The organism is Candidatus Omnitrophota bacterium, assembly GCA_028716565.1.
In the GTDB taxonomy this organism is placed as follows: Bacteria; Omnitrophota; Gorgyraeia; order Pluralincolimonadales; family Pluralincolimonadaceae; genus Pluralincolimonas.
Genome location: JAQUPL010000001.1, coordinates 550633 through 567900, shown reverse-complemented (window position 1 = coordinate 567900; position 17268 = coordinate 550633). Strand labels below are relative to the sequence as shown.

At 53.0% G+C, this 17268-nt stretch carries 19 protein-coding genes and 3 tRNA genes; 20 read left to right on the top strand and 2 right to left on the bottom strand.

Going from position 1 to position 17268, the window contains the following annotated elements:
• Window positions 1-192: 192 nt before the first annotated feature.
• From PHO67_02925 to PHO67_02910, 4 genes are read left to right on the top strand one after another with little or no spacing between them, the layout of a single operon-like run.
• Window positions 193-744 carry a hypothetical protein gene (locus PHO67_02925; GenBank protein ID MDD5546101.1) on the top strand — a complete coding sequence of 184 codons (552 nt, stop codon included), beginning with the start codon at window positions 193-195 and terminating at the stop codon, window positions 742-744.
• The gene (locus PHO67_02920) at window positions 741-1466 is read left to right on the top strand and encodes a PEP-CTERM sorting domain-containing protein (protein ID MDD5546100.1); all 726 of its coding nucleotides are present in this window, start codon (window positions 741-743) and stop codon (window positions 1464-1466) included. Before PHO67_02925 ends, PHO67_02920 begins: the two co-directional genes overlap by 4 nt.
• A gap of 12 nt (window positions 1467-1478) precedes the next feature.
• Window positions 1479-2186, top strand: coding sequence for a PEP-CTERM sorting domain-containing protein (locus tag PHO67_02915; protein MDD5546099.1), 708 nt, complete (start codon window positions 1479-1481; stop codon window positions 2184-2186).
• 38 nt (window positions 2187-2224) lie between these two features.
• Window positions 2225-2863, top strand: a complete 639-nt coding sequence (locus PHO67_02910) for a PEP-CTERM sorting domain-containing protein (GenBank protein ID MDD5546098.1) — start codon at window positions 2225-2227, stop codon at window positions 2861-2863.
• A gap of 50 nt (window positions 2864-2913) precedes the next feature.
• On the opposite strand, the gene PHO67_02905 is transcribed toward PHO67_02910, so the two are convergent.
• Window positions 2914-3573: an EpsI family protein gene (locus tag PHO67_02905; protein MDD5546097.1), complete on the bottom strand. Its 660-nt coding sequence runs from the start codon at window positions 3571-3573 to the stop codon at window positions 2914-2916.
• Entirely contained in the window at window positions 3570-4427 is an 858-nt protein-coding gene (locus PHO67_02900) for an exosortase/archaeosortase family protein (protein MDD5546096.1), read from the bottom strand. The genes PHO67_02905 and PHO67_02900 overlap by 4 nt, the downstream gene beginning before the upstream one ends.
• A 50-nt stretch (window positions 4428-4477) precedes the next feature.
• Between PHO67_02900 and PHO67_02895 the strand changes: the two genes are divergently transcribed.
• The 16 genes from PHO67_02895 to ahcY all read left to right on the top strand — a co-directional run bounded on the left by PHO67_02895 (window position 4478) and on the right by ahcY (window position 17255).
• Window positions 4478-4687 (top strand): hypothetical protein, encoded by a 210-nt coding sequence (locus tag PHO67_02895; GenBank protein MDD5546095.1) that lies wholly within the window; start codon window positions 4478-4480, stop codon window positions 4685-4687.
• On the top strand, window positions 4684-4965 hold the full coding sequence (locus tag PHO67_02890; protein MDD5546094.1) for a hypothetical protein: 282 nt from the start codon (window positions 4684-4686) through the stop codon (window positions 4963-4965). Before PHO67_02895 ends, PHO67_02890 begins: the two co-directional genes overlap by 4 nt.
• A gap of 9 nt (window positions 4966-4974) precedes the next feature.
• Entirely contained in the window at window positions 4975-6048 is a 1074-nt protein-coding gene (locus tag PHO67_02885) for a hypothetical protein (protein MDD5546093.1), read from the top strand.
• Window positions 6005-6769: a hypothetical protein gene (locus tag PHO67_02880; protein MDD5546092.1), complete on the top strand. Its 765-nt coding sequence runs from the start codon at window positions 6005-6007 to the stop codon at window positions 6767-6769. Before PHO67_02885 ends, PHO67_02880 begins: the two co-directional genes overlap by 44 nt.
• Window positions 6770-6895: 126 nt before the next feature.
• A tRNA-Lys gene (locus PHO67_02875) sits at window positions 6896-6971 on the top strand.
• Window positions 6972-6990: 19 nt separating this feature from the next.
• A tRNA-Leu gene (locus PHO67_02870) sits at window positions 6991-7075 on the top strand.
• A gap of 24 nt (window positions 7076-7099) precedes the next feature.
• Window positions 7100-7175: transfer RNA gene (locus PHO67_02865), tRNA-Gly, on the top strand.
• Between the two features lie 29 nt (window positions 7176-7204).
• A complete protein-coding gene (locus tag PHO67_02860; protein MDD5546091.1) occupies window positions 7205-7669 on the top strand; it encodes a PTS sugar transporter subunit IIA in 465 nt (154 codons plus the stop codon).
• A 74-nt stretch (window positions 7670-7743) separates the two neighbouring features.
• Entirely contained in the window at window positions 7744-9009 is a 1266-nt protein-coding gene (locus PHO67_02855; GenBank protein ID MDD5546090.1) for a YvcK family protein, read from the top strand.
• Window positions 9009-11009: a DUF1926 domain-containing protein gene (locus tag PHO67_02850; GenBank protein MDD5546089.1), complete on the top strand. Its 2001-nt coding sequence runs from the start codon at window positions 9009-9011 to the stop codon at window positions 11007-11009. The genes PHO67_02855 and PHO67_02850 overlap by 1 nt, the downstream gene beginning before the upstream one ends.
• 1 nt (window position 11010) lies before the next feature.
• Entirely contained in the window at window positions 11011-11280 is a 270-nt protein-coding gene (locus PHO67_02845) for an HPr family phosphocarrier protein (protein ID MDD5546088.1), read from the top strand.
• Window positions 11270-13006 carry a phosphoenolpyruvate--protein phosphotransferase gene (gene ptsP / locus PHO67_02840; protein ID MDD5546087.1) on the top strand — a complete coding sequence of 579 codons (1737 nt, stop codon included), beginning with the start codon at window positions 11270-11272 and terminating at the stop codon, window positions 13004-13006. The genes PHO67_02845 and ptsP overlap by 11 nt, the downstream gene beginning before the upstream one ends.
• A gap of 11 nt (window positions 13007-13017) precedes the next feature.
• On the top strand, window positions 13018-14091 hold the full coding sequence (locus PHO67_02835; protein ID MDD5546086.1) for a bifunctional phosphoglucose/phosphomannose isomerase: 1074 nt from the start codon (window positions 13018-13020) through the stop codon (window positions 14089-14091).
• Window positions 14088-14828, top strand: a complete 741-nt coding sequence (locus PHO67_02830; GenBank protein MDD5546085.1) for a nucleotidyltransferase family protein — start codon at window positions 14088-14090, stop codon at window positions 14826-14828. Before PHO67_02835 ends, PHO67_02830 begins: the two co-directional genes overlap by 4 nt.
• Window positions 14829-14847: 19 nt before the next feature.
• Window positions 14848-16002 carry a methionine adenosyltransferase gene (gene metK / locus PHO67_02825; GenBank protein ID MDD5546084.1) on the top strand — a complete coding sequence of 385 codons (1155 nt, stop codon included), beginning with the start codon at window positions 14848-14850 and terminating at the stop codon, window positions 16000-16002.
• Entirely contained in the window at window positions 15999-17255 is a 1257-nt protein-coding gene (ahcY, locus tag PHO67_02820) for an adenosylhomocysteinase (GenBank protein MDD5546083.1), read from the top strand. Before metK ends, ahcY begins: the two co-directional genes overlap by 4 nt.
• The last annotated feature ends 13 nt before the right edge of the window (window positions 17256-17268 follow it).

Here is a 17268-nt window from a genome sequence, read left to right as displayed (position 1 = left end):
CGGTAGATTTCTCCCGACTATAGGCCGCAAGATAATGCTATAAAAATCGCAATTATTTCAGTTGACAAAATCTTAGTATCTGTTAGAATAACCACGTTGCTTTGAATGACACCTTCCTGACGAAATTCCGTGTTATTTCATACTCTTAATAAGGGATAATATTAACTTATTTGAATGAGGTAGGGTTGCAAAATGAAGAAGATTTTTGTGGTAATATTTGTCGCGGCTTTAACGATGCTTGCTGCCGGTACGGCTTCAGCCAGCACATGGAACCAGTTATTCCAGCAGTCGAGCACGGAACAATATCAGGGGCATAATGTTGGGGCATTCGATCAGATGCAGATCTTCTGGCAGGCGGATGATACATTTGCGACCCCTACCTTCACCAATTTTACCGATTCCAACTGGCAAAACTTCACTGTTTCAAGTACCGAAGCGTATGCCATAGGCCCGGATTCAGACTGGCTGAGGTTTTATCTGAATTTTGATAATGCCGAGCCGGCGCGCGCGACCCAATTTCTTTATCAGACATCCTTAAACGGGCAGGTCGTCCAGAGGCAGATCCTGACTTATACGGAAGCTGATTGGTGGACCTGGCCGGAATTCATAGGCAGCGATCAAAATTGGCATGATTTGGGCGGCGGCGACCCCGTTGCGATACCCGAACCGGTGGCTTCGATATTGTTTGTGGCGGGTGGTTCTATGCTATTACTACGCAGGATGGGAAAAAAAGGAAAAGCATGAAGAAAATCTACTTTGTTGTAATGATATGCCTGTTTTTGACGGTGGCCGGCCTGGCTAGCGCCGACCAGGTAAGCTTTATCTGGGACCCAAGCGTAGGGGAAACGCTGCAGGGTGTTGACGGGGACACAAGCGGATGGTCGAATAGCGACGCTTCCCTTTCCCTCGGAGAAAACAGCTGGAGCTTATTGGGCGGTTATGGTGTAGTCAAGGCTTGGGATAGTGACATTCCGAGCAATCCGGGAATATTGACGCATCGCGGGACGCGGGGCCTTGGCATATTAGGCGGCGAAGACGATGAGATCGACAACCCCCTGTGCGGCGGATCGGAGAGACTTGTTATAAAGTTTAACGCGCCGACCGAACTCAATTCCTTTCAGGTTAGGTCGCTCTTCTATGATGACAAGATCTTTTGCTGGCCCATCGAGCGGGAGAAGGGCGCGGTGAAATTTTTCTATGAGGGAGAAAACTTTTTTACCCAGACATTGCTGGCGCAGGAGTATATAGGTGATGGAGGTAACGGCATAGTCGATTACGTTTATGATACCCCTTATCTTATCGACAAGATCGTATTCTATGTTCCTGAGGGAATTCCTTCAATCTGGAGTGATTTTTCGGTGGCGAAACTGGATGTAACTGCCGTTCCCGAGCCGGTTTCAACCGTGTTGTTTTTGCTCGGCGGCGCGACGCTGGCGGTAAGACGCCTGCGCAGAAAAACTAAATAAGTGTTTCCCTTTATGAAAAAACTTATTTTCGCGGTTATTATCGGGATGTTTATTTATCCCTCAGCGTTCGCGGACGTCACCGTATTCAGCGACGATTTCAGCGCTAATACGATAGGGACGAATTGGACTGTCGTTACTTCGGGAGAAGGTAACTATGCCGGGATCTCACCGGACGGTTATGTTAATTATAACCTTGTCAACAGCGGTTACGCCTATCTTTATTCGTCGGCTTTCGCGGCGCAGGGCCAGGTGAATTTCTCGGGAAGCGTGTTCGCCGGAAGCTATACGCTGTATCCGACCCCGACGCAGTCAAGTGAGTTGGCGATCTTCAGCAGCGTCGACCCTTCAAAATATTTTAAAGTTTCTTACGAAGCGGCTTCCAGTAAGCTCCGTTTCGAAGACAGCGGGACGTTTGTCAGCGAGATCGATTGGTCAAACCAGCCGTCGTTCAACTGGAAAAATTACAATTTGACGTTCGACAACTCGCAATGGGCTTTTTACCAGGATTCGTCGCCTGTGTGGTCGCATGACAGCTCGACGATGTCGGGCGCAGGTTCGTATTTTGTCGGCATCGGGGCGATGGACGAGGGATACCATTATGATTACACACTGTTCGATAACGTTTCCGCGACCGCGACCGCGGTTCCCGAGCCGGTTTCGACAGTTCTATTTATATTGGGCGGCGCGACTCTCGCTGTAAGGAGATTGCGCAGGAAATAGATTTCGGGTTGAGGAAAAAACAACAGTGGGGTGAGAGCATGAAAAAAATGGTGATGGCGGTGCTATTTTTGGCACTTGCCGCAGCGCCGGCGTATGCCGATACAAATGCATTGAGCAATCCGGGGTTTGAGACAGGCAGTATTTCGGGATGGACGAGTTGGACGAATTACGGCCACGACTATGCTTATAATATTAACAATTGGGGCCATGACGGAAGCAGTTATTCGATTCATGCATGGTCATGGGGAGAAGCAGGCACAAGCGGCGGCGCGTGGCAGGATTTTGCGATCACCGATCCTAACCAGCCGTTGAATGTAGGTGGTTGGATATTCCAGCCGAGCGGCGATCCCTTGACCGGAGACGTATACGCGTGGCTGAGGATAGAATTCAAAAATTCTTCGGATACGATAGTCGGCACAGCGTCATCTGAACATCTTCAGGCGGATGATCTGATCAGTGATGACTGGATGCACAGCTCGACCGTTCTCACGCCCTCGAGTTACGGTTCCGGAATAGTTAAGGGAACTTTTGTCTGGGAAGTCAAGGCAGACGGCACAGGCAGTGGAAGCGCGATGTTTGATGATATGCACGTATCCGCCGTTCCCGAGCCGGTAAGTTCGGTGTTATTCCTTCTCGGTGGCGCGACGCTGGCTGTAAGGAGATTGCGCAGGAAATAAGCGAGTAAATTCGGGGACGTTTCATGTAGCCCTTTTTGAAACGTCCCCTTTTATTTGCCGAAGAGATATTCCGCCTGGTCTTGAGGGAGGAGCGGGGCGATAGCGGAGATGAAGCTTTTCGCGAGATTGACGGCTTTGTCTGTCGTATCTGCCGTGGCCGGGATGTCGATCCGGCACATAAATCCTACCTTTTTCTTTCCTAATAAAGACGACCAGAGCTCGATGATCTTCTGCTGGCCCCAGCCCGCCTGTTTCTTATCTATGACTATCCAATAAGTGATCACGACGCTTTTGCCTGGCCTGTCGAAGAAGACGGCCGACGCCTTGAATCTATGGCCGTTGGCGTCGAATTCGATATCCGGGAGGTCCGTTGTCTTGTAGCCGGAGCTGCCGTAGCAGACTTTCGGATTGTGGAAATTTCCGGCGTCCAGGATGAGGAAGAGCAGTCCCTCGTAGCCCTTATCGAGCAGGGAAATGTATGCGGGCCGAGCGTATTCGCGGGCGAAGACGCGGCTCACGAAATTATAGACATCGCCGCCTGTCTGGATCTGCGAGGATGCGTCACGAGAGTGCCAGGCGCCGAAACTTGCCGGTATCTCGAGCTTTGAGAGGACGTCCGGGCTTGTGTATTTCGGCCTGGGCAGGGCGAAGCTTACGAGCATCGTAAGGCATATAAGGATAATAGCTATAATTGATTTTTTGTTATTCATTTCTTGGCTCTCTTTTCGAGAAGCGACTCTATCCCCAGCAGGCCGAGAATGAGCACGACGAATATCACGAGGCCGCTAGTGTCGTGGAATTTGTGCCCGGTCTCCTCGCCGAATTTATAGGTGACGAGGCACATCCCTGTCACGCGGATGAGGTTACCGAGCAGGGCGAGCGGGACGACCGAGATGACGAGGATCACTTTGTTCCGCAGGCGCGCGTTTATGAAATAGACGTAGGCGAGGGCGAGAGAGAACATCGTTATGAGCGAGCGGAAACCGCTGCACGGCGCGCCCATGTAGACCTCGTGGCCGCCGACGGTGAGCATCAGCCCGTCGCGGATTATCGGGATGCTGAAGGCCTTTAAGATGTGCTCCGTCGCGATGGAGATTCCGTAGCGCATGGGCATCGTTATCGAGTCAAGGATGCCGAGCGGCGGCGGGACGAGCAATAACAGGTATAATATCGGGAATGCCGTTATTTTCGCCGTAGACGGGCCGTAGAGGTACAAAACCAGCCCGAAAAGCACCGGTATCATCGAGCCCGAGGTTATCATCAGGTAATCCCACTTCCATCCGAATATGAACATCAGCAGGCCGGCGACCAAAATGATAATTCCGGTGACAGCATACTTAATTCGGTGACAGCTACCTAATTCATTACGCCCATAAGCGGGAATTAGAGAAGCTGTCACCGAATTTTTCAGTTCTTTTCGTTTGAAGAAGAGGAAGGCGAAGAAGACGGGGAGGATGAAATAGGCATGGGTGTAGTCGATGCTTTCCCATCGCGCCCTGTAAAGCTGGGAGATGACCGGCGAATAGAGCCCCGCGACCAATACCCAAATTATAATGTTGACCATAATGCTATTATACCATAGAATATAACCAACTGGAAAGAAGGAGGTTGCGAATGTTTAAGTTATACGACTGGATAATATATACCGGTATTGCGGCATTTATCTGTCTTGCCGTGACCGCGGTGCTCGGGGTCACCGGGATAAATTATGAGATACACGCGCACTTGGGCGCCGCGACATTTGTCCTGGCATGCGTCCACACCGGGTTGGTATTCTATAAACGATATAAAGTCCGGAAGGCGAAGAAACAGGCGATGAAATGAGGATGATCACCGCAATAATTATCGCGTTACTATTTTTCCCGGCGGCGTATTCCCAGACAGAGGTGAACAAGCGCCTCAATACAGATACGACTCAAACTGCCAGTCCGCTGAGAAGGCAAAGCGCGGCAGAAGAGAGCCGGATGATAAGGGAAGACAAGCTTAGTAACTATGTCACGGTCAAAGTTACGACGACCAACCAGAAAAAATTCGACGCGAACCATGACGGGTACCTGAGCGGCAGAGAGTTCCAAAGGTATTTAAAACACTATTCCAGGTAAGGGGGAAAAATGGTCGACTTCGGCGCGATAATCGGCGGATCCGCGGAATGGACAAAACAGGTCCTCTTCAAGCCTTTCAATTTCAAGAAATGGATGGTCCTTGCTTTTATCGCGATCATGGCCGGCGCGATGTCGCACGGGTGCAATCTTAATTCAGGCGGGAACGGCAGCCATTACGAGCAGAAGCAGGAACAGCAGGAGTCCGCCGAGCGCAAGCCGGGCAGCAGCGCCCAGTCCTGCGCCCCGTCGGCGGAAGAGACAGGTATAATAATAGCGGTCGTCGCGGTCATAGCCGTCATCATTATCGCGGTGGCGCTGGTATTGATGTGGCTGTGCTCGCGGTTCTCCTTCGTATTCCTGGAGGACGTCATCAAGAACGACGCTTCTATCAAGGCGCCTTTCGGCGCGAACGCGGACGCGGGGAACTCATTTTTCCGTTTCAACCTCGTCTTTACCGCGGCCTTCCTCGCGATATTAGGGTTTTTGGCATATCTCGTCGTCGCGGCCCTGGTAAGATCGGGGCTTATCAACGTCTCCGACCCGACCCCGAAGCAGGTGCTTGAGATCATCATGATGCTGCTGCCGGCCCTTATCATCGGATCTATACTTTTCATCATAACCGGAATAGTCGCGCTTATAACGGTGGACCTTGTCATCCCGATAATGTATAAGGAGAGGATACGCGTCCTCGCCGCGTGGGGCAAGGCCTGGGCACTCGTGAAAAGGAATGCCGGGAATCTCATCGTCTATATTTTGATTAAAATGGGGCTCGGCATCGCCGCGGGCATAGCCTATATTTTGGCTTTTATTGCCGGCTTCATCATCGTAGCGATACCGGTAGCCTTGGTGGTCTTAGTGCTGTGGTTTATCCAAAAAACGGTCCCGGGCATCGCGATCCTGCCTTACTGGATATTCTTCGGCGTGGTATTGACTCCGGTCTGCCTCTTTTTGTTATATTGCCTTATGGCGCTTAACCTGCCGTTCGCCGTTTTCTTCAGGACATACAGCCTGAAGTTCCTCGAAAAACTGGATCCACGGTATGCCCTCATTAAAACAGAAAAGCCGGTGGCGCCTCAACAGTAACCACGACCTGGAACTGGTCGTCACCGACACTACGGACCCTTACGGCAGGGAAGTCCTCAGCATGAGGGCCGACCTGGCCGGCATCTCCTCCGATGAGCTTACCTGCATCGTGACATCGAAGAAGGAGAGGAATGTCGATGTCGCGAGCATCCTTAAATTAAAAGGCAAATGGCAGGCCGACGAGGATAACCGCTTGTCGTTCGCCGTCTCGAAGGAAGACGGGAGGCGCGATATCCTCGTCTTCGACGGCGCCTGGGAGATAGGCGACGATAACCGGATATTATACAGGTATAAAAAGACAGACCTGGTCCGCAAGACGAAAAAGGAGCGCATCCTCGTTTTTAACGGCGCGTGGCGGTTGACCGGCAGGGACAAGATCGCATACATGCTCGATACGAGCGGCGAATCCGGATTTTTATTCAGGGCGCAGTTTGAGGATTCCGGCGTCACCGGGCGCCTGGGAAAGCTCGTATACCGTATCGGCATCGGCGTATCCCAGAGGAAGAGGCCGATTGAAAAAGTCATAAAATTTTTCGGGTTGTTGAGATATAGTCTCAATAAACGGACCTCCCTGGAGTTCGAGTTTACCGACACCCGCGGCCAGAGGGTCGGAATGAGCGCGACCCTCTCAAGGAAACTCCTGGGTGGGGAAGCATTCCTCCGGTTCAAGCGCCTTGCCGAGGAATCAAAGGTCGAGGCCGGCCTGAAGTTCCCATGGTAATAATTTCGGTGACAGTATACTTAATTCCCGAATTAACCAAATAATTAAGTATACTGTCACCACAATTCCACCCTGTTTTTGGTTGACCTGCGCAGGGAATTCTGTTAAAATGTGTTCTCTAAATTCGGGCCGCTAGCTCAATCGGTAGAGCAGCAGACTCTTAATCTGTTGGTTGAAGGTTCGAGTCCTTCGCGGCTCACCATAGTGCCGTTTTTGTCTCCGCGCGGATGGCGGAACTGGCAGACGCGATAGCCTTAGGAGCTATTGGGGAAACCCGTGGAGGTTCAAACCCTCTTCCGCGCACCAGTTCATTGGGAAGTTGAAGATAACGCGGGTGTAGCTCAGCTGGTAGAGCGCTACCTTGCCAAGGTAGTTGTCGACGGTTCGATCCCGTTCACCCGCTCCATTTTCTAACGTCAATAGGAGGAAGCCGTAATGAAGATAATGGATTTTCTCAACCAGGATGCTGTGACCGCCGATCTTCAGGCGAAGGACAAGGAAGAAACCGTCAAGGAGCTGGTCGACCTGCTGGCCAAGGCCGGGTCGCTTAAGGAGAAGGAGAAGCTGGTGAAGATACTCCTTAGCCGCGAGGCGCTTGGCTCGACCGGGATAGGCCAGGGCGTAGGTATCCCCCATGGCAAATACGACGGCGTGAAGGAATTGACCGCCGCGTTCGCGCTCTCGCCCAAAGGCGTCAATTTCGATTCGCTCGACGGCGAACCGGTGCATATCTTCTTCCTTCTCGTAGCGCCGCAAGATTCCGCGGGCCCTCACCTTAAAGCATTGGCCAGGATATCACGCCTTCTGAAGGACAGGCCCTTCCGCGATGCCCTCAGGCAATGCAAAGATGAGAAGAGCATCCTTAGGCTGATCGAAGACGAAGACACGAAACGCCATTGATCGTTCCAAAAGCCCGGCAGTAAAAAACGCCATAATTTTTTTAGATAATAAATCGTTAAAAAAAGGGTAATAGAATGCGCTGGTTCAAGTGGTTATATCCTGGTATGAGGATAAAGAGGTGGATATTCCTCTTTTCCGTCGGGATACTCGCGGTCATGTTCGCGGCCGGGTTCCTGTGGTTCGGCTACGTGAAATATATGTATACCCACAAGGCGAACCTCCTCGTCTTCGGGACGTTGCTCTTTGTGCTCGGAGTTATATTGATGATCATCGGCATGCGCAAGATGGTCAAGTCTTTCGTGACCGTCTTTTTGCCGCGCCGCGAGAAGGACCTGCTGGATATCATGTTCAGGCAGAGGGCCCTCTCCAAAGGGCCGAAGATAGCGGTGATAGGCGGCGGCACGGGCCTGGCTGTCCTGCTGCACGGCCTCAAAGAGATGACGTCGAATATCACGGCGATTGTCACGGTTGCCGATGACGGGGGAAGCTCCGGGAGGATAAGGAATGAATTCGACGTCCTGCCGCCCGGGGACATACGCAACTGCCTGATCGCACTCTCGGACGCCGAAGTGCTGATGAGGGACCTTTTCCAATACCGTTTTACCGAGGGCGAGGGCCTGAAGGGCCACAGTTTCGGGAACCTTTTTATTACCGCCCTTTCAAAGATAACCGGCGATTTCGAGAAAGCGATAAAAGAATCGAGCAAGGTCCTCGCGATACGCGGGAGCGTGGTGCCGTCAACCCTTGAGAAAGTGACGCTGACCGCCAAGCGCGAAGACGGGACGCAGACCTCGGGCGAAAGCACTATCCCGAAGGTCACCGGGGCCGTGAGCCGGATAAAAAGGTTATATCTCAATCCTGCCGGCGCGAAAGCGACCCCGGAGGCGCTTATCGCCTTGAGAGAGGCCGACGCGATCGTGATCGGGCCGGGCAGTCTTTATACGAGCATACTGCCTAATCTCCTGGTGGAAGGCGTGGTCGAGAGCATACTGAAATCCAAGGGCGTAAAGATCTACCTTTGCAATGTGATGACACAACGCGGCGAGACCGACGGGTTCGCGGCCTCGGACCATGTCGAGGCGCTGTTGAGGCATACCAACAGCGGTCTTGCAGATTACGTATTCGTTAATACGGCGAAGATACCCCAGCACTTTTTGGATAAATACAAGATCGAAGGGGCGTATCCCGTCGAGGCGGACATAAAGAAGATACGCGAGATGGGCCTTGGCGTGGTCGAAGGCGACATGATAACCGTCGACGATTTCGTCAGGCACAACGCCGACAAGATCTCGAAAAGGATATTCGAGCTGGTATATGAGGTAAAGGGGACAAGTTTCTGATGCCGCAGAAGATCGATCTTTTACTGGCGATACATTCCCACCAGCCTGACGGGAATTTCGAGTGGGTATTCGCCGAGGCATACGAGAAGTCATATTTGCCTTTTTTGGAATCGCTTTACCGGCACCCGCGGCTTAAGGCGGCCCTGCATTATTCCGGCTGCCTGCTCGACTGGATAGCCGCGAAGCATCCCGAGTTCATCAAGATGCTGAAAGAGATGGTAGGGCGCGGTCAGGTCGAGATGCTCTCGGGCGGTTATTATGAGCCGATACTGACGCTCATACCCGAGCGCGATATCCTCGGCCAGGTAAAGCTTATGAACGAGAAGATAAGGGGCTTCACCGGATACCGGGCGAACGGCGTATGGCTGACCGAGAGGGTATGGGAGCCGACGCTCATAAAGCCCCTGGCGAAGGCAGGCATAAAGTTCGCGATAGTAGATGACTGGCATTTTACTTATGTAGGGCAGAAGCCGGACGGCCTTTCGGGATATTATGTGACTGAGGACGAGGGGGAGAAATTATTCATATTCCCCGGCTCGGAAAGATTAAGGTATATGATGCCGTTCAAGCTGCCGCAGGAAACGATCGATTACATGGGGCAGCAGAAAGAGAAGGGCTGCTCCTCGAAGATATTCGCCGACGACGGCGAGAAATTCGGCGTCTGGCCCGGGACATACAAGTGGGTCTACGAGGAGAAATGGCTCGAGAATTTCCTCGGCGCGCTTGAGAAAGAGTCGGGATGGCTTAAGACGACGACCTTCTCCGAATATATAAAAGAGAACGGTCCGACCGGCAGGATATACCTGACGTGCGCGAGTTACCGCGAGATGATGGAGTGGAGCGGCGGTTATTTCAAGAATTTTTTAGTGAAGTATCCCGAAGCGAACAGCATGCAGAAGAAGATGCAGTTCGTGAGCGGGCTGGTGGCCGGAGCCAAGTCGAAGAAGGCGCTGGAGTACCTTTATAAGGGCCAGTGCAATTGCGCCTACTGGCACGGGGTTTTCGGCGGGCTCTACCTGAACCACCTGCGCTCGGCAGTCTATTCGAACCTGATAAAGGCGCAGAAGGAACTCGATAAGGCCGCGCACAGTGACACCAACTGGATCGAGTCGGTAGAGACGGATCTCGACTGCGATTCATATGATGAAGTGTTGATATCGAATTCAAAGCTGGAGCTCGATCTTTCGCCGCACAACGGCGGCACGCTCTTTGAGCTGGATTTTAAGCCTCTCGCGCTGAACATGACGAACACGCTGGCAAGGCGCAGGGAACCGTACCACGACAAGGCGCTGGAGAAGGCGAAGGCGCGCGACACGGGAAAGAAAGACGGCGGCATAGACTCGATACACGATATTTCGAGGCAGAAGGACGCCGAGCTCGTCGCCGACTTAAGCTACGATTCTTACAGGCGCGTGTCGCTGCTGGACCACTTCCTTAAGGAAGGCACGACCGTGAAGGATTTCTCGGAGTGCAAATACGGCGAAGCCGGGGATTTCCTGGGCGGCGAATATAAATATGGCATAAAGAAAGAGGCGAGGCCGAAGGGTATCGCGGTCGAACTTACACGCGACGGCAATTATTACGGCGCCTCCGGCGACGCGTATAAATTAAGGGTCGCCAAGCGCATAAGCGTCAAGCCGGACAGCCAGGATATGGAAATCGAATATAAGATAACGAGCCTCGATACGAGGGAGTTCGAACCGTGGTTCGGGGTGGAATTCAATTATTCGCTGAAGGACCCGCACCTGAACAAGGCGGGCGAGGCCCACGGGCTGACGAACATAAACGTCAACGACCAGTGGTACGGAGTAAAAATAGATTTTGAGATCTCGAAGGCCGCGGATCTCTGGTATTTCCCGGTAGAGACGGTATCGGATTCGGAGCAGGGGCTGGAAAGGACTTACCAGGAGCTTTCGGTCCTGTTCCATTGGAAGTTCAAGCTCGCGCCGGGGGCGGCATGGGGCGTGAAGATCACAAAAAATATCAAAATAGAGGAATGAGATGATAACAGAGAAGAAGATAACCATAAAGAACAAATCGGGGCTTCACGCCAGGCCTGCCGCGATATTTGTGCAGATTGCGAATAAATACGACTCGGAAGTCGTCGTGAAAAAGGGCAAGCTTGAAGTCAACGGCAAGTCTATCATGGGCATACTCATGCTCGCGGCCGGAAAAGGCGCCCAGGTCACCCTGAAGGTCGACGGGGAGGACGCAGAAAAGGCCATGCTCGAACTCGAACAGGTCCTGGCAGGAGAAATCGATGCTGCTTAAAGGCATACCGGCTTCGCCCGGTGTCGCTATAGGCAAGGTCTTTATATTAGACAGCGAGGCCTATACCGTTATAAAGAGGGAGATCCCGGAGAAGGACCTGCCCCGCGAGATCGCGCGCTTTGAGGACGCCCTTATCCAGACGAGGCAGGAGATACTGGGCATCCAGGAACGCATATCCGAACAACTGGGAATAAAACACGCCGAGATCTTCAACGCCCACCTCCTGGTGCTCGAGGACCGCACGCTTATCGAGGAGGTCATAGCCAGGCTAAAGAAAGACCTCGTGTGCGTCGAGTATATATTCGACGATGTCGTCAAGAGGTATATAAGCGCGTTCCAGAAGGTCGAGGACGAATACCTCAAGGAGCGCGTCGCGGACATCCGCGATATCGGAAAGAGGGTCCTGCTCCACCTGTTGGGCAAGAAACGCGAGACGCTCGCGGATATAGGCGAGAAAGTCATCGTGATAGCTTATGACCTTTCGCCGTCGGACACGGCTTCCCTCCATAAGAAGAATGTCATAGCTTTTGCTACGGATATAGGCGGCAAGACATCCCATACCGCCATCATGGCGAAGGCGCTCGAGATACCGGCTGTCGTCGGGCTCAAGAACGTCACTAAGAGCGTAAAGAGCGGCGATACGATAATCGTAGACGGTTCGAACGGGCTGGTGATCACCGACCCGGACCAGGAGACGCTCGCGAAATACGAACAGGCGAAGACCAAGATCGCCGAATTCGACGCCTCGCTGACGCACCTGCGCGACCTGCCTTGCGTGACGCGCGACGGGCGCCAAGTGCACCTTTCAGCCAATATCGAGATACCGGATGAGATGCCGTCGGTAAAGTCGCACGGCGCGAACGGCATCGGGCTTTACAGGACCGAATTTTTTTATCTTGAACACACCGAGCTTCCCACCGAAGAAGAGCAATACGCGGCCTATAAGAATGTCGCGGAACAGATGTCGCCGGATTCCGTGATCATAAGGACCCTCGACCTCGGCGGCGATAAATTCATGTCCCAGTTGAAAATAGCCAAAGAGATGAACCCGTTCATGGGGTGGAGGGCGATAAGGTTCTGCCTCGCCCGGCCGGATATCTTCAAGGTGCAGCTCAGGGCGATATTGAGGGCCTCGGCGCACGGCAAACTCAAGATAATGTATCCCATGATCTCGGGAGTCGAAGAACTGCGCGAGGCGAACAAGCTGCTTGGCGAGATGAAAGACGAGCTCAGGAGGGAGAACGTCCCGTTCGACCAGAACGTCGAGGTGGGCGCGATGATCGAGGTGCCCTCGGCGGCGATGACCGCGGATATACTCGCCAAGGAAGTGGATTTCTTTTCAATAGGGACGAACGACCTGATACAATATTCGCTGGCCGTCGACAGGGTCAATGAAAAGATCGCGTATCTTTACGAGCCGGCGCATCCGGCCGTCCTGAGGCTGATAAAGAGCGTCATAGATATAGGTCATAAGGCGGATATATGGGTAGGGATGTGCGGCGAGATGGCCGGAGATCCGGCTTTCGCGCTGCTTTTGCTCGGTTTCGGCCTCGATGAGTTCTCAACAAGCCCGGTCAATATCCCGAGGATCAAGCAGATAATAAGGTCGGTAGAATATAAAGCCGCCCAGAAAATAGCGAATGAGGCCCTTGCTTTCTCGACCGGCACCGAAATAGAGGAATTCGCCGCCAGGAAACTCAGGGAAATCGTCCCCGGCCTCCAGTAAAGGAGAAGAGATTGAACGATATCGATAATATGGACCAGGTGAAAAAGATAGATAAATCAGGCATGCTCGATTTGATAGTGAAATTCCCGGAACAGTGCGAGAACGCCTTTTCCATAGGGAAGGATTTTTCCGTGCCGCAGTCGTATATCGGCGCCGGCTGCAAAAATATCGTATTCTCGGGGCTGGGCGGTTCGGCGATAGGGGCCGACCTCCTGCGCTCTTACCTTACCGACGAGATAAAGATCCCCATATTCGTTAGCCGCGATTATACCCTGCCCAGGTTCGTGGGCAGGGATACGCTCTTTTTCGCCTGCAGCTATTCGGGCGACACGGAAGAGACCCTCTCCTCATACGCGGAAGCGAGGCAGAAGGGCGCGAAGATAATCGCTATAACCTCAGGCGGCAAACTAGAGGTCCTCGCGAAGGAGGACAAGGTGCCGGTCATTTATATACCGGGCGGCAACCCTCCGAGATCGGCGCTGGGATATTCGTTCTTCAGCTGGCTGGACGTGCTTTATAAATTCGGTTTCATAAGCGACAAGACCGGGGACGTCAGGGAGGCGGTCGAGGATATGCGAGAATTCCGGGACAAAGCCATCGGCCCCGCCGTGCCCTCATCAAAAAATATTGCCAAAAAGATCGCGGCGGAATTAAGCGGCAAATACGTCATTGTCTACGGCGCTAATAAACATATCGATTCTATCGTCGTCAGGTGGAGGGGCCAGTTAGCCGAGAACGCGAAGACCCTCGCCTCGACGCACGTCTTCCCGGAGCTGAACCATAATGAGACGGTCGGGTGGGAAGGCCCGGAGAAGTTGCTTAAGTACCTCGCGGTCGTGATATTGAGGGACGAGAGCGAGCATCCGCGCGTCGCGAAGAGGATAGAGATAACGAAGACGATGATAGGGAAGGAAACGAAGGTCATAGAACTGCGTTCGAAAGGCAGGAACCTCCTCTCGAGGATGTTCAACCTTATAAATACCGGGGATTTCGTGAGCTGTTACCTCGCGATCCTGAACGGCGTCGACCCGACGCCGGTCGAGAGGATCGCTAATCTTAAAAAGGAATTGAGTAAGTTCAGATGAAGGCCGTTATCCTCGCCGCCGGATATGCCACACGGCTGTACCCGCTGACAAAAGACAGGCCGAAACCGCTTTTGAACGTGGGCAGGATGACGATAGCGGACCACCTGGTCCGGAAACTCGACGGGATACAAGAGATAGACGCGATATATATAGTGACGAACCAGAAGTTCCACGGGGCGTTCGGCGATTGGCTGAAGACGGTCAAATCCGGTAAAGAGATGATCCTCGAGAACGATGGCAGCACGACGAACGACGACAGGCTCGGCGCGATAGGGGATATCAGGCTCGCGATAAAGAGGCAGAAGATACAAGACGACATGATCGTCCTCGCCGGCGATAACATGTTCGACTGGGAATTGAAGGGTTTCGCGGATTACGCGAAGAAGGCCTCCGGAAATTTCGCTATCGGCGCATACGATATAGGGGACAGGGAAAAGGCGAACATCTACGGTGTCATAGAGGTCGATGAAAAAGGGGACTTGGTCAATTTCCTGGAGAAGCCCCAGGCCCCGCCGACGTCTTTGATAGGTACGGGCATCTATTATTTCCCGGCGGGAAAATTGGGCCTTATAGAGGAATTCCTTAAAGTAGGCAATGAGAAAGACGCGCCCGGCCATTTCATACAGTGGTTGAGCAAAAAAGAGGAAGTCAGGTGTTACGTTTTCAAAGGGGTATGGTACGATATAGGCGACCTGGAATCGTACCGCAAGGCTAATTTAAGTTTCCAGGAAAAATAAAGGAGAAAGAGGAAAAAGAATGGAAAAGAGAGATTATCTTTTTACGTCCGAGTCGGTAACGGAAGGCCATCCCGATAAAGTATGCGACCAGATATCCGACGGCGTCCTTGACGCGGTCCTTAAGGACGACCCTAAGGGAAGGGTAGCATGCGAAACATATGTCACGATGGGCCTTATAATTGTCGGCGGGGAGATAACCACGAAGACTTTTGTGCACGTGCACGACCTCTGCCGCAACGTCCTTAAAGATATAGGTTATTCGGACCAGAAGTACGGGTTCGACTACCATACCTGCGCGATCCTGAACGCGATACACTCCCAATCGCCCGATATCTCGCAGGGCGTCGACAGGGGCGGCGCCGGCGACCAGGGAATGATGTTCGGGTACGCCTGCCGCGAGACGAAGGAACTGATGCCGTTGCCGATAATGCTCGCGCATAAATTATCATTGAAACTTTCCGAGGTCAGGAAGAAGGGGATATTGAAATATCTGGGCCCGGACGGCAAATCGCAGGTCACGGTCGATTACGTGAACGGCAAGCCGAGGGCAGTCACGAATGTGGTTATCGCCGCGCAACATACCGATGAGGCCGTAGAGAAGAATGCCTTTTCCAATAAGGCGCGCAAGGACATAATCGAGAAGGTGATCAAGCCGGTCGTCGGCGATTATCTTACGAAAGATACGGAATTTTTCATCAACCAGACCGGCGTCTTTTTGGTCGGCGGGCCCCAGTCGGATACGGGCATGACCGGCAGGAAGATAATCGTGGACACGTACGGCGGCTCCACACCGCACGGCGGCGGCGCTTTCTCCGGTAAGGACCCGACGAAGGTCGACCGTTCGGCAGCCTATATGATGAGATACGTAGCGAAGAACATCGTCGCGGCGGGCCTGGCCGACAAATGCCAGCTACAGATCGCTTATGTCATCGGCAGGGCGGAGCCGGTCTCGATAAATGTAGATACCTTCGGCACGGGCAAGGTCTCCGATTCGAAGCTGGAAAAACTCGTGAAAGAGAACTTTGACCTGACCCCCAAGGGCATAATCGAGACGCTCGACCTGAGGAAACCCTTTTACAGGAAGACCGCGGCATACGGCCACTTCGGTCGCGAGGACATGGGCTTCTCGTGGGAGAAGACCGATAAGGCCGCCATACTCGCGAGGAGAGCATGAAATACCATATTAAAAATATAGGCCTGGCGAAAAAGGGGAAGTTGCGTATAGAATGGGCCGACGAGAATATGCCCGTCCTGAAGCTCATACGCAAGAGGTTCGCGAAGGAGAGGCCGCTAAAGGGAGTCAGGATATCCTGCTGCCTCCACGTGACGACCGAATCGGCCGCGCTCATGCTTACGCTTAAGGCCGGCGGAGCCGATTGCGTCTTATGCGCGTCAAACCCACTTTCCACCCAGGATGACGTCGCGGCGTCGCTGGTCAAAGATTACGGGATACCGGTGTTTGCCATCAAAGGCGAGGACGGCAAGACATATTATAAGCATATAAACGCGGCGCTCGACCACAGGCCGAATATAACGATGGATGACGGCGCCGACCTCGTTTCGACGATACATTCGAAGAGGCAGGACCTCGTGAAGAATATTTTCGCGGGGACAGAGGAGACGACGACAGGCGTGATAAGGCTAAAGAGCCTCGAGCAGAAAGGGCTTCTCCTTTTCCCGGTCATCGCGGTAAACGATGCGTTGACGAAACATATGTTCGATAACCGTTACGGGACGGGACAGTCGACGATCGACGGCATCATAAGGGCGACGAACGAGCTCGTGGCCGGGACGAATTTTGTCGTCGCCGGATACGGCTGGTGCGGAAAAGGCGCCGCATCCCGCGCGAAAGGCCTGGGAGCCAACGTCATTGTCACCGAGGTCGACCCGCTCAAGGCGATAGAAGCGGTCATGGACGGGTTCAGGGTCATGCCGATGAAAGACGCGGCTAAGATCGGCGATATCTTCGTGACCGTTACCGGCGACCTGAACGTCATCAGGGGCGAACATTTCAAGGCGTTAAAGGACGGCTCGATAATCTGCAACTCCGGCCATTTCAACGCCGAGATAGATATCCCGGCCCTCGAGAAGATGAGCAGGAAGAAGAGGAGGATAAGGGATTTTGTGGACGAATATACGATGAGGGACGGCCGCAGGATAAACCTCCTCGGCGAGGGCAGGCTCATAAATCTCGCGGCGGCGGAAGGCCATCCGGCGCAGGTCATGGACATGTCGTTCGCGAACCAGGCGTTCTCCGCGGAATTCGTAGTGAAGAGTTCGAAGAGATTGCAGAACAAGGTCTACTCGGTCCCGAAAGACATAGACGAGAAGATCGCTGCGCTGAAACTCGAGTCGATGAAGATAAAGATAGATACCCTCACCAGGGAACAGCAGGAATACCTGTCTTCCTGGGAAGTGGGGACATAAAAATAAAATAAAA

What these genes read in the sequence shown, in the direction of transcription:
- ptsP (MDD5546087.1), top strand. Translation starts at nt 11,270, where the DNA reads ATGCTGCTTAAAGGCATACCGGCTTCGCCCGGTGTCGCTATAGGCAAG.
- PHO67_02910 (MDD5546098.1), top strand. Translation starts at nt 2,225, where the DNA reads ATGAAAAAAATGGTGATGGCGGTGCTATTTTTGGCACTTGCCGCAGCG.
- PHO67_02845 (MDD5546088.1), top strand. Translation starts at nt 11,011, where the DNA reads ATGATAACAGAGAAGAAGATAACCATAAAGAACAAATCGGGGCTTCAC.
- PHO67_02925 (MDD5546101.1), top strand. Translation starts at nt 193, where the DNA reads ATGAAGAAGATTTTTGTGGTAATATTTGTCGCGGCTTTAACGATGCTT.
- PHO67_02900 (MDD5546096.1), bottom strand. Translation starts at nt 4,427, where the DNA reads ATGGTCAACATTATAATTTGGGTATTGGTCGCGGGGCTCTATTCGCCG.
- PHO67_02890 (MDD5546094.1), top strand. Translation starts at nt 4,684, where the DNA reads ATGAGGATGATCACCGCAATAATTATCGCGTTACTATTTTTCCCGGCG.
- PHO67_02885 (MDD5546093.1), top strand. Translation starts at nt 4,975, where the DNA reads ATGGTCGACTTCGGCGCGATAATCGGCGGATCCGCGGAATGGACAAAA.
- metK (MDD5546084.1), top strand. Translation starts at nt 14,848, where the DNA reads ATGGAAAAGAGAGATTATCTTTTTACGTCCGAGTCGGTAACGGAAGGC.
- PHO67_02920 (MDD5546100.1), top strand. Translation starts at nt 741, where the DNA reads ATGAAGAAAATCTACTTTGTTGTAATGATATGCCTGTTTTTGACGGTG.
- ahcY (MDD5546083.1), top strand. Translation starts at nt 15,999, where the DNA reads ATGAAATACCATATTAAAAATATAGGCCTGGCGAAAAAGGGGAAGTTG.
- PHO67_02880 (MDD5546092.1), top strand. Translation starts at nt 6,005, where the DNA reads ATGCCCTCATTAAAACAGAAAAGCCGGTGGCGCCTCAACAGTAACCAC.
- PHO67_02915 (MDD5546099.1), top strand. Translation starts at nt 1,479, where the DNA reads ATGAAAAAACTTATTTTCGCGGTTATTATCGGGATGTTTATTTATCCC.
- PHO67_02850 (MDD5546089.1), top strand. Translation starts at nt 9,009, where the DNA reads ATGCCGCAGAAGATCGATCTTTTACTGGCGATACATTCCCACCAGCCT.
- PHO67_02855 (MDD5546090.1), top strand. Translation starts at nt 7,744, where the DNA reads ATGCGCTGGTTCAAGTGGTTATATCCTGGTATGAGGATAAAGAGGTGG.
- PHO67_02905 (MDD5546097.1), bottom strand. Translation starts at nt 3,573, where the DNA reads ATGAATAACAAAAAATCAATTATAGCTATTATCCTTATATGCCTTACG.
- PHO67_02860 (MDD5546091.1), top strand. Translation starts at nt 7,205, where the DNA reads ATGAAGATAATGGATTTTCTCAACCAGGATGCTGTGACCGCCGATCTT.
- PHO67_02895 (MDD5546095.1), top strand. Translation starts at nt 4,478, where the DNA reads ATGTTTAAGTTATACGACTGGATAATATATACCGGTATTGCGGCATTT.
- PHO67_02830 (MDD5546085.1), top strand. Translation starts at nt 14,088, where the DNA reads ATGAAGGCCGTTATCCTCGCCGCCGGATATGCCACACGGCTGTACCCG.